Source organism: Colwellia meonggei (assembly GCF_057537295.1).
Genome location: NZ_BAAJLZ010000001.1, coordinates 324292 through 338980, shown reverse-complemented (window position 1 = coordinate 338980; position 14689 = coordinate 324292). Strand labels below are relative to the sequence as shown.

The window sequence follows — 14689 nt, the reverse complement described above, 5'->3', positions numbered from 1 at the left end:
TAATGCGATAAATAGTATTAAATTGCCGTTCAGTGCCAATTGTTAACTAACTGTAAATATAAATTATTTTTATTAGAAAAAGCGTGAATAATTAGACAATTTTTTATTTTTCAGTATGGTAATGAAATAACCATAATAAAAATAAGGATAGGTTTTTATGGAAAGATTAGCAGAAGCACAAGCAAGTTTAATTGCCACTTACTCGCTATATAACGCGGCAAGTGAAAAACCATTACCGACCATTGATGCCAACGACACAGAAACATTGAAAGCGCTACTAGAAGTGATTCAAAATCGCGAGGCTATTGCCTACGTGCAGAAAGCGAAGAAGTCATTACCAAGCGAAGTGGGTGAATTAAAGCGATTACTTGCTGATGTAATGTTGTTACTTGATGGCGTTGATATCAAAGAAATCAAAGCAAAAAATAAAGTATCAACTGATCAAGAATAACCAATTTAAGTCACCTTAACGTATCACTAAAAACTTAATCATACTTTACTGTGGTTGATAACCCCAACGTGGCATAATCGTTTGCTCGATAGCTAAATGATCGAGTAAACGCCCGACCATAAAATCAATCAAGTCATTAATCGATTCTGGCTGATGATAAAAGCCTGGTGCTGCAGGCATAATAGTTACGCCCATTTGCGATAAGGTCAGCATATTTTGTAAATGGATAGTCGAAAACGGGGTTTCACGAGGCACTAAAATCAATTGACCGCGTTCTTTAATTACCACGTCCGCCGCTCGTTCAATTAAATTATCACTCATACCTTGGCTAATTGCCGCTAAGGTTCCCGTTGAACACGGACAAACCACCATTTGTTTTGGTGCTGCTGAGCCAGAAGCAACAGGTGAAAACCATTGCTCTTTACCAAAAACAATAATCTGCTCTGCTTGAGCATTAAATTTAGTTGTTAAAAATTGACTAGCAGCATCTGGCGAACTTGGCAGCTTAAGTCCTAGTTCAGTATCAAACACCACTCGAGCAGCACTTGAACATAAAACAAAGACTTGATAATTCGCTGCAACTAAACACTCAAGTAAACGTAATGCATAGGCTGAACCGGAGGCACCGGTAATTGCCAAGGTAATCTTATCGGTAAATTTTACTTGGTTTTTAATAGTACTTTCTTGTTGCACTGCGCCACCTAAATAATCAAATAATACTGAAATGAAGTTAAATTTTTGCCACTAATAATATTAGCTGTAAGCTATTATACATCAGAAAGTGCGCTAAGGAGCTTTTGATGTATGCCGCCAAAGCCACCATTGCTCATCACCACTATAGTATCACCTGCTTGGCTTTGAGCGGCAATATCGCTGACTAAGCCATCCAAATTCTGCGTCACAGTACAAGGTTGCTGGCAATCGCTAATTAAGCTGTCGACTGACCACTGCACTTGTTCACCTTGATAAATAAAAACTAAATCTGCCTCAGATAAAGACTTTGCTAAAGTATCTTTATGCACACCAGATTTCATGGTGTTTGATCTTGGCTCCAAAACGGCAATAACTCGCTTATTGCCCACATTTGCCCGCACTGCGGCTAGTGTTTTTGTGATAGCGGTTGGGTGATGAGCAAAGTCATCAAATACCCTTATTTGCTTCACTTCGCCTCTAAGTTCCAATCTACGCTTAGTGTTAACGAATTCGCCTAATGCCTCAATTGCCACGGCAGCAGGCACACCAGCATGCCGTGCAGCAGCTATCGCCATCAAGCCATTATCAATATTAAAGTCACCAATTAAATTCCACTTAACACACCCTTGTAGCTCTCCTTGAAAGCGCACAATAAATTCACTGCCATCAACGCAACATTTTTCAGCATGCCAACCCGACATTTTACTGTCGTCATCTACACTAACTTCCGTTGGTGTCCAGCAGCCCATGGCAAGGGTTTCATTTATAGCGGTTTCATTTTGTGGTGACAGTATTAAACCGTTGTTAGGTACCATGCGGATAAGATGGTGAAATTGACGCTGTATATCACTTAGATCATTAAAAATATCAGCATGGTCAAATTCCATGTTGTTTATCACTAATGTATTCGGTCGATAATGAACGAACTTAGAACGTTTATCGAAAAATGCCGTGTCGTATTCATCAGCTTCAATCACGAAAAAAGGGGCTGAGCCTAAACGCGCAGAACTATCAAAGTTTTGTGGTACACCGCCAATTAGAAACCCCGGTTTCATACCCGCGTACTCTAATATCCAAGTTAGCATAGAACTAGTGGTGGTTTTACCATGTGTACCAGAAACCGCCAATACCCAACGGTCTTTTAACACATTTTCTAATAACCATTGTGGCCCAGAGGTATACGCTATTTTTCGGTCTAGAACATATTCAACCATAGGGTTGCCACGTGTCATGGCATTACCGACAATAACTAAGTCAGGCTCATCTTCTAAATGCTCTATTAAATAACCTTGTTTTAACTCAATACCTAACTGTTCGAGTTGCGTACTCATCGGAGGGTAAACATTGGCATCACAGCCCGAAACACGAAATCCCATTTGCTTTGCAATTGCCGCGATTCCACCCATAAAGGTGCCACAAATGCCTAATATATGAAGGTGCATAAAAGCCTTAATTGATCCGGATAGCAAACCTGTATATTTTTATTTTGGTAATAAAATAAATAACTGCTTTTGCTATAATCGCTCTTGCACTCAGTACACAGGCAAGAACTTCGTTAAATTTATTTGGCGTTCAATATACCTTAATCGAGTAAAAATACATATTGCAAAATCAAGGATTTTTGCTCACTATCAATGCGATTAGCGTTCGCACTACAGAAGGGATTTCATGACTAAGGCAAATCTAAAAAATATTAATGTTTATCCATTAAAATCAGCCGCTGGTATCGAGTTATCGTCAAGTTGGCTTGAAGAGCTTGGTTTGACCTTCGACCGTCGATTTGTCGTTGCCAGCCCGGAAGGTGAGTTTTTTACCGCCCGTACCGAGCCAAGTTTATGCCTTATTCAAGCAAATTTAACGGCCTCAGGTTTGATACTAACGGCACCCGACATGCCAGCCTTAACCCTTGATTACCAAAAATTAACGAACAACTACACCAATGTTCGTGTTTGGAAAGACAACATTAACGCACAGCAATGCAGCTCTAATATAAATTCATGGTTCACACAATATTTGCAAAAACCGAGTCAGCTATTATTTTTTGGTAGGGATTCTCAACGCTTTGTTAAAAACCGAAACACGCAAGTAGGTTTTGCTGACGGCTATCCGCTTTTATTAATTTCTCAGGCTTCCTTGGAGCAGCTTAACACTCAAATAAAAACCGATGAAACCACTATAGCAATGGCACAATTTAGGCCAAACATTGTTGTTGATGGTTGCGATGCCTTTGCAGAGGACTCATGGCAACACATTCGTATAGGCGAAGTAGAATTTGAAATCACTAAACCTTGTACACGCTGCATTTTCACAACTATTGATCCCCTCACTGGTGAAAAGCATCGCCAACAAGAACCATTAAAAACCTTAAAAAGTTATCGCCAACTCGAAAATGGTGACGTTATTTTCGGACAAAACTTGGTGCCGTTGAATCAAGGACAAATTAAGCAAGGTGACAGTATTGAAGTTTTGAAAACACAATCTCCGCCGGTACTTAAAGAGCCGTTTACCACCAGCAATCAAAGAAAGACTGCTGAAAACAACGAACAGACTGCGTCAACAATTCCAAAAACTAAAACGCCTAGCATTTATTTTAATAGTTTCAATAAAACCGTTAAAGGCAATAATCAGCAAAGTTTATTAGAACAAGGTGAAGATGCGGGCCTGCTGTTACCTTATTCTTGTCGTGCAGGTATGTGTGGCCGATGTAAAGCACAGTTAATCTCAGGTGAGGTTAGCCAACATTGCCAAGATGGTTTATCTGATGATGAACAAAACCAAGGCTATATTTTGAGCTGCAGCAGCACACCATTAACCGACGTAGTAATTGAACATCCAGCAAGAAAACGCCGAGCCGACAGTCAAAATTAAGTGATTAATTAGGAAAACCATGAAGTTAAATTGTGATTTAGGTGAGTTTAAAGAAAATAATGACGCAGAGATAATGCCGTATATTGATATGGCCAATATCGCCTGCGGCTTTCACGGTTCAGACCCCTTAACGATTAAGAAAACTATTCAGTTAGCCGCCAAACATAATGTCATAATAGGTGCGCACCCTAGTTACCCTGATATTGAGAACTTTGGTCGTCAATCAATGACTCTTGCTGATGACGAGTTAATTGCAATAATTCAATATCAAATAGGGGCGTTACAATCGTTATGCCATGCTGAGAACACCCACGTTACCTATGTAAAGCCTCACGGTGCCCTTTATAACGATATGATGAAAGATGAGCAGATATTTACCCTTATTTGTCGCGCTATTTCACAACTTAATAGAAACAGTAGCCAACCTCTTACATTAATGATCCAAGCACTGAAAAATACCACAGCATTTGAGCAAATAGCTAAAGTACATTCCATTGAACTTTTATTTGAAGCGTTCGCTGATCGTGCCTATCAAGATAATGGTTTACTAGTGCCGCGCAGTGAAGCTGGTGCTGTGCTTAGCAATAACGAAGTAGTAATTCAGCGCTGTAAATCTCTCATCAATAAGCAGCCGCTATTAAGTATTAACCAAAAACCTATCGGGTTTCATCTTGATGCCTTATGTGTTCATGGCGATACACCCAATGCTTTAGCTATGCTAAAAGCTTTACGTGCCACCTTAAATGCTTAATACGGCCATTGACACTATGGCAAATATAGAAAGCAAGTTATCACAACTTCCCTTCAGCATCGAAATAGTTGCAGAAAATGCGCTGCTGTTAAATTGGCCACAAGAAATTGCTATTACTCAACATAACCAAATTATTGCGTTGCAAACCTTGCTTAATAAGCAGCTCCCAAATTTGATTATTGATACTATTGCCAGTTATTACAGCTTAATGATTTATTACGACTTCAACATTGTTAACACTGAGCAAATTATTAGGCAAATCGGTGAATTATTTTCTACCAACACTCAACACGGTAATTTAGAAAATAAGCAAAATTCAACAGATATTATTGAAATTCCCGTTTACTATGATCATGAGCACATATGGGATTTACACTCTGTTGCCAAGCAATGCCAAATGACTGCTAACGAAGTTATCAAACTACATAGCTCCACAACTTATCGCAGCTATGCTTTAGGCTTTACGCCAGGATTTTGTTATTTAGCCAGCTTGCCGAAAACATTACAGCTGGCAAGAAAATCATCTCCTCGCACTAAAGTGCCAAAAGGTGCCGTAGCGATTGCCGAGCAACAAACAGCTATTTATCCTAATGAAAGCCCCGGTGGTTGGCATATTATCGGGCAAACCCCACTACCTATGTACCAAGCCTTGTCTAACAAATTCACGCCAACAATCGCTATCGGACAAAGCGTGCGCTTCAATGCTATATCTAAAGCAGAGTTTTTGGCTTTTAATGAAGGCAAAACACAATGACGACAAACTACCTAGAGGTTGTTGCGATAAATAGCCATGCCAGTATTCAAGATTTAGGACGAGTTCATAGTCAACATATAGGCTTCAGTGCCAGTGGTGCGGCCGACGAATATGCTTTTCTATCAGCAAACAAGCTTATTGCTGAACATCGACACTCATTAAACCCAAAAAAGTCACAACTCAATTGCGCCGCTATTGAAATAACCTTAGGGCAAATTAGCTTTCAAGCCCACGGCGATTGCCTAATAGCGATCACAGGGGCTGACTGCCAAGCTAAAATCAACAACCAAGCAGTAAGCAATTGGCAATGCTTGCAACTTAGCGCGGGTGATATTATTGAGTTTTCCATGCCAAAAGCGGGCTTACATTGTTATTTAGCGATTGCTGGCGGGGTTCAGTTACAAGAGTATCAACAACCATGGTTAGGCAGTTTTTCACAAACGACAAATGAGGTAGCGCTAGGCTTTTCTGGCAAGCCATTAACAAAAGCAAGTAAAGTTTATTTCAAGCCAGCCGCGTTCATAACTTCAGAATTAACTAACGCTGCAACATCGGTTATTCCAAACTCACAGATGAGTAAGCCAATACCGCAGCAATTTTACGCTACACAAACATTAACCCTACGTTTTATTGCTAGCCCCTTGTTTTTAAAAATGACAGCAGCCATGCAAAAGCAATGGTTATCAAGCAGCTATAGTATTTCAGCCGATAGTAACCGTATGGGCTACCGTCTACATTTACAAAATCCCGATAATACTTCAACTAACAAGCCAATTCTTTCCGATGTTCTACGCGCAAGTTGCTGCCTATCAAAGCCTGTATGCTATGGCATGATCCAGCTGCCTGCTAATGAAGAGCCAATTATTTTAATGAAAGAACGACAAACCATGGGCGGCTACCCTGTATTAGGTACTGTAATGACAACTGACTTATTTCGTTTAAGTCAAATGCGCCCCGGAGCCAAAGTAAACTTTAGTATCATTAACGTCCAACAAGCACAGCAGCAGTTACGAGCTTTTTATCAAAGGTTTTCATAAACTCTTTTCACCTCCATTGAGAAGAATTGGTCTATTGAACAGCCAATAATTAACTTAATATTCACACAATTCACCAAGTTTACTTTGTAAGCTTTACGGTTAGTTCCTCAAAAAAGCACCTATTTATTGTTCCAGATCAGATTTGCGACGTTATTCAGCGTTTTTTCGCTTTTTATCGTTCTCATTCGACAAGAGTAGTGCTAATTTTAGCGCATTGAAAAGTTACTCGTTTTTTGAGCAATTAAAACTTACTGCATTCGAGACATAATTTATTAGGAATAGGGTAAGTAAAAAGCAAAAATGAGATATAACGATTTGTAATTAAATTAAATTTTGTTTGTTTTGACAAATAACAATGATTAAAAAAATGCCTTAAACAAGCTGGAATTTTGACTAACTTATTACTACGGTTGATTAAAAAATAAACTCTCTCAAGTTTAAACATTAAGGTTTGATATTATGAAAACTAACATAAAATACACTTCTCTAGCTTTACTCTCAGCTTCAATTTTAGCTGCTCCATTAGCATTCGCTGAAGAAACATCAGTAGCTTCAGGCGTTAAAAAAGCACTTTCTGACAGCACAGTTAAGCTTAACTTCCGCGCTCGTTATGAAGGTGTTGATGAAGACAACGATTTAGATAATGCCAGCGCATTAACATTAAAAAGCCGAATAACAGTAAATACTGGTAGCTTTGAAGGTTTTTCAGCTGGTTTAGAAGTTGACAACGTGACAGACATTATCGACAACTACAACAGCACAACAAATGGTGAAACTGAATATTCGAAAGTTGTTGATCCAACAGGTACTGATGTGAACCAATTTTTCTTGAAATACAGCACTGACAACTTTTCAGCAACAGCTGGTCGTCAACGTATTTTACACAGCAACCAACGTTTTGTTGGTGGTGTAGGCTGGAGACAAAACGAGCAAACTTACGACGGTTACCGTTTCCAAGTAAATCCAGCGAAAGGTTTTTCTGTTGATTACAGCTACGTTTACAATGTAAACCGTATTTTTGGCCCAGACAGCCCAGCATCAGATTTACATGGTCAATTCCATTTGTTAAATACTGGTTACAAAATTAATAAAGATCACAAGATTAATGCTTATGCATACTTACTTGATTTTGATACTGCAGCTGGCTTATCTACCGATACATACGGTATGAGCTACAACGGCAAATTTGGTCCAGTTATGGTAAATGCTGCTTATGCAACACAAAGTGAAGCTGGTGATAATACTAATGATTTCAGTGCTGATTACTACAATGTTGAATTAGGCACAAAAGTTAGCTCAGTAACCTTATTAGCGGGTATTGAATCTTTAGGTAGCGATAATGGTGTGGGTTTCTCAACTCCTTTGGCTACTTTACATAAGTTCCAAGGTTTTGCTGACAAATTCTTAGGCACACCAGGTGAAGGCGTTGAAGACATCTACTTTACTGCTAAAACTAAAGTAAATGGAATTAAACTTTCAGCTACATACCACGACTTATCTTCAGACGTTGATGGTATTGATTATGGTTCAGAAATTGACGTTGCTGCAGCTTATGCGTTTAACAAAAACTATAGTGTATTAGTTAAACTTGCTAGCTACAGCGCTGACGATGTAGGTACTGATACTGATAAACTTTGGGTACAAGTTACCGCTAAATTCTAGATAGAGCGCAAGCTAAAAAGTTATCATCAATAAATATTAAAGGGCTTAAACTAACGTTTAAGCCCTTTTTTATATACTGGACGTATAAGAGCGTGTATGTACAAAATGTACTATATGCCACGATCACATGGATAAGAAACAGTAGCGATACCTGTTAAATTTCAACCTCAAGTTTGTTAAGACCAAGTCTAGGGGTAGAATGGCTATAAATAAAAGATTAGAATAGCGCCCGCTTTTTCATTCTAGCTTAATGCAGGTACTTTTTTGTTATTAATGATCGACAACTACGACTCTTTTACCTTTAACTTAGTGCATTATTTTCAAGCACTCGGGCAAGAAGTTATGGTTGTTAGAAATGATGAAATTACCTTAGAAAATATCGCCGAACTTGCGCCGAAAATTATTGTTATCTCTCCTGGGCCATGTGATCCTGATGCTGCCGGTATTTCCTTGGCAATTATTGACAGGTTTAAAGGTATAACTCCTATTTTAGGGGTTTGTCTTGGCCATCAATGCATTGCACAACATTTTGGCGCCGACGTTATTAAAGCCGATAAAGTCATGCACGGTAAAACGAGCGCTATTAGCCACAACGGCCAAGGATTATTCGCCTCACTGCCGCAACCTTTAACCGTTACTCGCTATCATTCATTAGTGGTTGATAAACAAACACTACCAGATGAACTTGAAGTAACCGCCTGGTTAGGCAACGAGCAACAATTAGAGATTATGGCGCTACAACATAAAACCTTAGCCATTGCCAGTGTGCAATTTCATCCAGAGTCAGTACTCACTGAACAAGGCCATCAATTGTTGCAAAATTTTATTGATCAATACTGCAATCAAATAGATGATAATATTAATGAAACAAGCTAATTAGTCGATAACCTAACTAGTCAGTATACAATAGCAAACCTATAATTAAGTTCTGATGCAAATATTTGAAGATAATAAACTCGTTGCTCCAATATACAGTCGCGCTATAAGCCTTGCGATTAGTAAAGACTTTGCCCAACTAAAAAACGGCAAAGTGCGAGTTGCTAAGCATCAAGACAGCGAGCAACTCAACCGTCGCCGTGAATTATTGGCCGTTGAAGAAGAAGCTAAAAAAAATAAAATCATCCAAGAACATGGCCAAGAACACTTTAAAGCACAAGTAATGAGCAAGTTCTTCAGCCAAGTTTCAACGCAAGTTAATAAAGAGTTTGATAACAAAGAACATCTTTACAGCAATATATTAAAAATAGAAGACGCCGCGCCTTCTATCATGGAGATACTGGCAGTTAAAGCCGCCTCCATTAACCGCATTACTCCGCTTGCTAAAGCATTACCTTGGCTATGTACAGAATTAATAAATTTAGTTAATAAGCCGCAATATCGGAAGCGTTCAGACATCCAAGTTACTGAGCCAAATCTCGCATTAAGCTATGTTGGCCTTGATAACCTTAAGCTTGTGATGCCAACGTTTATGCTTAAACATTGGCTACCAATTAGCACTGCACCATACCCGTTAATGAAAAGAAAGCTTTGGAATGATAGCTTATCAATCGCTTTGGCGTCGCAACGTTTAGCGAAAGAGCAAGGACTAGATGAATTTACTGCATTTACTGCTGGCATGTTGAGTAACCTAGGTTTACTTGCTGTTACTCGTGGTTTTTTAAACACTTATAATGAGTTATATAATGAAGAACTGCGTAGTGCATATGAAAATAAAGATAAAAGGCTGCATGACGTACTCGTTGAACTTGATGTTTCACCTGACTTACTGCTTGAGCAACTTATGCAACGAAGCAGCAAAGTAGCGGCTGACATGGTTGAACTCATGCGCTTTGATCGTTTACAAATCACTGAAGCCTTATTTGACCTAGCCTATGCTATTAATATTAACCATATGTGCCCTATCGCAAAGTTAGTCACAAAAGCCAAGGCTTATATTGCTTTTAGAAGTTTAGCGAAAGAAGATTTAATTACCTCAGAGGAAGCGAAAATATTGCTTACCGCCGGGCAACTAAGCACTAATGATATAGCTTTATTGAAGAAAAGCGATATTGACCATATTAAATTAAATTTTAATTAAAATTATTTTTGATTAATTATGAAACTTAAACTCGATTAGAGATCTTGCCAGCCGACATAAGGCGCTAGTTACTGACTTCAGCTTAGTAAAAACCGACCAAACATAGTTATGCACTAATATTGAATAAAAACGGCCAAGCCTTTATTTTATAAGGGGTACAGCGCCACGAAGCAAGACAATGCTGCTTTTTTCTGTCATAATCCCTGTCTATTTTTTGATTAGTGCTACCTTTTAAGCGGTAATACTGATTAATTCATTTAATTTTGTTCACTATGTTTGTTCAAAATTAATATACATATATTGATTACAATATCCTAATTATGAGAGGAGTTTACAATGTCTAACCACTTCCCGGTAAATCGTGAATTATTTGATGATGTTATGGTACCTAACTATGCACCATCGGCTGTTATCCCTGTTCGTGGACAAGGTTCTCGTGTTTGGGATCAACAAGATCGCGAATTTATCGATTTTGCTGGCGGCATTGCGGTTAACTGTTTAGGACATTGTCATCCTGCATTAGTTGGCGCACTAACCGAGCAAGCAAATAAAATCTGGCACTTATCAAACGTTATGACTAACGAGCCAGCTTTACGTTTAGCTAAAAAGTTAACTGACAGCACATTTGCTGATCAAGTTTATTTCGCCAACTCAGGTGCTGAGTCAAACGAAGCAGCTTTAAAATTAGCACGCCGCTGGGCATTAGATAACCACGGTGCTGATAAATCTCAAATCATCGCTTTTAAACAAGGTTTCCACGGCCGTACATTTTTCACTGTAACGGTAGGCGGCCAAGCAGCTTACTCTGATGGTTTTGGTCCTAAGCCTGGCGATATCGTACATGCTGAATACAACAACCTTGAAAGTGTTAAAGCACTTATTTCTGATAAAACATGTGCTGTAGTAATGGAACCATTACAAGGTGAAGGTGGTATTGTTTCACCAACAGATGAATTTGCTCAAGGTGTTCGCGAACTTTGTAACGAACATAACGCACTATTAATTTTTGATGAAGTACAAACTGGTGTTGGTCGTTTAGGTGAGTTATACGCATACATAGGCTTAAATATTACTCCTGACATTTTAACCACAGCTAAAGCTCTTGGTGGCGGTTTCCCTATTGGTGCAATGATCACCACTAAAGAGATTGCTAAGCACCTTAAAATTGGTACACACGGCAGTACTTACGGTGGTAACCCATTAGCGTGTGCTGTTGCAGAAGCTGCATTTGATACCGTTAACACTTCAGAAGTATTAGACGGCGTAAAAGCTAAAGCGCAACTTTACATTGACGGTTTAAATGCAATCAATGCTAAGTACAACGTATTTAGTGAAATTCGTGGTAAAGGTTTATTAATTGGTGCGGTATTAACTGAAGCATATCAAGGAAAAGCAAAAGACTTTTTAAATGCTGCTATGGCTGAAGGTGTAATGACCTTAGTTGCTGGCGCTAACATCGTTCGTTTTGCACCTTCTTTAGTTATTCCAAACGAAGATATCGCAGAAGGTTTAGCACGCTTTGAAAAAGCAGTAGCTAAACTAGCTAAGTAAAATACCTATTATTAAATTAGCTACATATCATAGTTTATGGGTATGTAGCTGTCTCATTGAGAGTTTTCTATGATTATTATACGCCCTATACAAAATAGTGATTATGATGCATTACATCGTATTGCTGTTGAGTCAGGACACGGTTTTACATCACTGCCGGTCAACGAAGAATTATTGAGAAAGCGTATTTCTCACGCTGAAGTATCTTTTGACAGCAACGTAACAGAGCCAGGTAATGAAGGTTACTTGTTCGTTATGGAAGATACCGAAACAGGTAAAGTTGTTGGTACAAGTGGTATTGAGGCTGCCGTTGGTCTAGACGACGCATTTTATCATTACCATTTAGGTAAGGTTGTGCATAGCTCTCGTGAGCTTAATATTTATAATACCGTCGAAACATTATCTTTATGTAACGACTACACTGGCGCATCAGAAATTTGCACGTTGTTTTTAAGCGAAAGTCACCGTAAAAATAGTAACGGGCGATTCTTATCGCGTTTTCGTTTCTTATTTATGGCAGAACACACAGAACGTTTTTCTGAAACTGTAATTGCTGAAATGCGTGGTGTTTCAGACGAAGATGGTTCATCACCATTTTGGAAATGGTTGGAAGAGCATTTTTTCTCATTAGACTTTCCAACTGCTGACTATTTAACTGGTATCGGTAAGAAAGTATTTATTGCTGAGTTAATGCCAAAATACCCGATTTACGTTAATTTATTGAGTCCTGAAGCACAAAAAGTTATCAACAAAGTACACCCTAAAACAGTACCAGCATTGCGATTACTTGAAGCTGAGGGTTTCTCTCGTCGCGGTTATGTTGACATTTTTGATGGTGGTCCAACGGTTGAAACACAAACCGCATTGGTGAAAACGGTTCGTCAAAGTCAAAAATGCCAAGTATTAATTGGCGACGTTGATAGCGACAATAAATATATTATTTGTAATAGCAAAGTAGCAGATTTTAGAGCGACTCAAGCACCGGTTTTATTACGTGAAACAGCTAACCAAGTTGTTTTAACGCAAGCGGTTGCTGATGCGTTAATGGTTAGTGAAGGTGACTGGGTGCGCCTAGTTTCTAACTAATCAAAATTTCAATTAATTACTATACTCATTTGCGATAAACACGCAGAGGAATAAAGAATGTCACACAATATACAGTTAATAAACGGTCAATGGATTGCTGGTTTAGGTCATGAAATATTTTCAAAAAATCCAGCTAAAAATGAAGTGATTTGGCAGGGCAATACTGCATCACCAGCACAAGTTGAAGAAGCAGTAAGTGCTGCACGCACCGCTTTTGAAACATGGTCTAATATGCCAATTGAAGAGCGTATTGCCATTACCGTGAAATTTTCTGAATTATTAGCAGAAAACAAAGAAGCTTTGGCAACCACCATTGCACGTGAAACCGGTAAACCACTTTGGGAAACTCGTACTGAAGTTGGTGCTATGGTAGGTAAAATTGCGATCTCTGTACGTGCAAATGAAGAACGTACCGGTACCGTTGAAAACCCAATGCCTGGCGCTAAAGCTTTTATTCGTCATAAGCCACATGGCGTTGTTGCTGTATACGGTCCTTATAACTTCCCTGGCCACTTACCTAATGGCCATATTGTACCGGCACTTATCGCAGGTAATACGGTAGTGTTTAAGCCAAGTGAATTAACCCCTATGGTTGCTGAAGAAACCTTAAAACTATGGTTACAAGCAGGCTTACCAGCTGGTGTAATTAATATGGTGCAAGGTGAAGTTGAAACAGGTAAAGCATTAGCAAGTCATCCACAAATTGACGGTTTATTCTTTACAGGTAGTTCAACTACAGGTCACTTTTTACACGAGCAATTTGGCGGCCAACCTGGCAAAATTTTAGCGCTTGAAATGGGCGGTAATAACCCACTCGTAGTTAAAGATGTTACTGACATCGATGCTGTAGTTCATGACATTCTACAATCAGCATTCATCACGACAGGCCAACGTTGTACTTGTTCACGCCGATTATTCATTGAAGCTGGCGCACAAGGCGATGCTATTTTAGCTAAGTTAGTTGCCAGCACTGAAGCGATTAAAATTGGTTACTTTGATGATGAAGAACAACCGTTTATTGGCTCAATGATTTCTGAAAAAGCGGCTCTAGGTTTAGTTGCAGCTCAACAGCAGTTATTTGACCTTGGTGGCGAGTCTATCGTTATGATGAAGCACCTTGAAGTAGGTACGGGCTTTATCTCTCCAGGTATTGTTGATGTAACTAACATCACTGATATGCCAGATGATGAGCATTTCGGACCATTATTAAAAGTTTACCGTTACACTGATTTTGATACAGCAATCGACGAAGCTAATAACACTTCATTTGGTTTATCTGCTGGTTTATTAAGTGATAGCGAAGAATTATATAACCATTTCTTCCGTCGCATTCGTGCTGGCATCGTAAACTGGAACAAGCCGATTACTGGTGCAAGTAGTGCTGCACCTTTCGGTGGTATTGGCGCTAGTGGTAACCACAGAGCAAGTGCATTTTATGCTGCTGACTACTGTGCATACCCTGTAGCATCAGTTGAAGCTGAAAAAGTGGCGTTGCCTGCAACCTTAAGCCCAGGCTTAGCTATTAAATAAGCAGTATTATTTATTAGCATGAAGTTTCATTGTCCAATTAAAAAAGCTGGGATACGTCCCAGCTTTTTCAAGAATATCGATCAAATATAGCCATCGTTCTGAATGGTTATCGAACACGCTTGTCTTAAATATTTATTGAGTTTTTATCTACTCTGAATATCCAGTTAAATAGCTTTTGTATGCCATTCAATCGACATGAATTATCGAAGAATTTTATTTTAAGCATATA

General features: G+C 38.9%; 13 protein-coding genes. 11 read left to right on the top strand and 2 right to left on the bottom strand.

The features are described 5' to 3' along the window. The first annotated feature begins 157 nt into the window (after window positions 1–157). Window positions 158–451: a hypothetical protein gene (locus AC27E9_RS01565; protein WP_487126613.1), complete on the top strand. Its 294-nt coding sequence runs from the start codon at window positions 158–160 to the stop codon at window positions 449–451. 45 nt (window positions 452–496) lie between these two features. On the opposite strand, the gene AC27E9_RS01560 is transcribed toward AC27E9_RS01565, so the two are convergent. Both AC27E9_RS01560 and mpl read right to left on the bottom strand, forming a co-directional pair. Then, complete coding sequence (locus AC27E9_RS01560; RefSeq protein ID WP_487126611.1) at window positions 497–1144, bottom strand: flavin prenyltransferase UbiX; 648 nt, start codon at window positions 1142–1144, stop codon at window positions 497–499. A gap of 74 nt (window positions 1145–1218) precedes the next feature. Further along, complete coding sequence (gene mpl / locus AC27E9_RS01555; protein WP_487126609.1) at window positions 1219–2586, bottom strand: UDP-N-acetylmuramate:L-alanyl-gamma-D-glutamyl-meso-diaminopimelate ligase; 1368 nt, start codon at window positions 2584–2586, stop codon at window positions 1219–1221. Between the two features lie 226 nt (window positions 2587–2812). Here mpl and AC27E9_RS01550 point away from each other — a divergent pair, with 226 nt between their 5' ends. The 10 genes from AC27E9_RS01550 to astD all read left to right on the top strand — a co-directional run bounded on the left by AC27E9_RS01550 (window position 2813) and on the right by astD (window position 14460). Beyond that, a complete protein-coding gene (locus AC27E9_RS01550; RefSeq protein WP_487126607.1) occupies window positions 2813–4012 on the top strand; it encodes a YcbX family protein in 1200 nt (399 codons plus the stop codon). A 19-nt stretch (window positions 4013–4031) separates the two neighbouring features. Beyond that, window positions 4032–4763: a 5-oxoprolinase subunit PxpA gene (locus tag AC27E9_RS01545; protein ID WP_487126605.1), complete on the top strand. Its 732-nt coding sequence runs from the start codon at window positions 4032–4034 to the stop codon at window positions 4761–4763. Continuing rightward, window positions 4756–5517, top strand: a complete 762-nt coding sequence (gene pxpB, locus AC27E9_RS01540) for a 5-oxoprolinase subunit PxpB (protein WP_487126603.1) — start codon at window positions 4756–4758, stop codon at window positions 5515–5517. The genes AC27E9_RS01545 and pxpB overlap by 8 nt, the downstream gene beginning before the upstream one ends. Then, window positions 5514–6554 carry a 5-oxoprolinase subunit C family protein gene (locus AC27E9_RS01535; protein WP_487126601.1) on the top strand — a complete coding sequence of 347 codons (1041 nt, stop codon included), beginning with the start codon at window positions 5514–5516 and terminating at the stop codon, window positions 6552–6554. Before pxpB ends, AC27E9_RS01535 begins: the two co-directional genes overlap by 4 nt. A gap of 459 nt (window positions 6555–7013) precedes the next feature. Continuing rightward, on the top strand, window positions 7014–8216 hold the full coding sequence (locus AC27E9_RS01530) for an alginate export family protein (RefSeq protein ID WP_487126599.1): 1203 nt from the start codon (window positions 7014–7016) through the stop codon (window positions 8214–8216). A gap of 264 nt (window positions 8217–8480) precedes the next feature. After that, window positions 8481–9092 (top strand): anthranilate synthase component II, encoded by a 612-nt coding sequence (locus AC27E9_RS01525; protein ID WP_487126597.1) that lies wholly within the window; start codon window positions 8481–8483, stop codon window positions 9090–9092. Between the two features lie 55 nt (window positions 9093–9147). Next, window positions 9148–10293 (top strand): HDOD domain-containing protein, encoded by a 1146-nt coding sequence (locus tag AC27E9_RS01520; RefSeq protein ID WP_487126596.1) that lies wholly within the window; start codon window positions 9148–9150, stop codon window positions 10291–10293. A gap of 336 nt (window positions 10294–10629) precedes the next feature. Continuing rightward, entirely contained in the window at window positions 10630–11844 is a 1215-nt protein-coding gene (locus AC27E9_RS01515; protein WP_487126594.1) for an aspartate aminotransferase family protein, read from the top strand. Window positions 11845–11913: 69 nt separating this feature from the next. Next, window positions 11914–12930, top strand: a complete 1017-nt coding sequence (gene astA / locus AC27E9_RS01510; protein ID WP_487126592.1) for an arginine N-succinyltransferase — start codon at window positions 11914–11916, stop codon at window positions 12928–12930. A gap of 57 nt (window positions 12931–12987) precedes the next feature. Then, complete coding sequence (gene astD / locus AC27E9_RS01505; protein ID WP_487126590.1) at window positions 12988–14460, top strand: succinylglutamate-semialdehyde dehydrogenase; 1473 nt, start codon at window positions 12988–12990, stop codon at window positions 14458–14460. The last annotated feature ends 229 nt before the right edge of the window (window positions 14461–14689 follow it).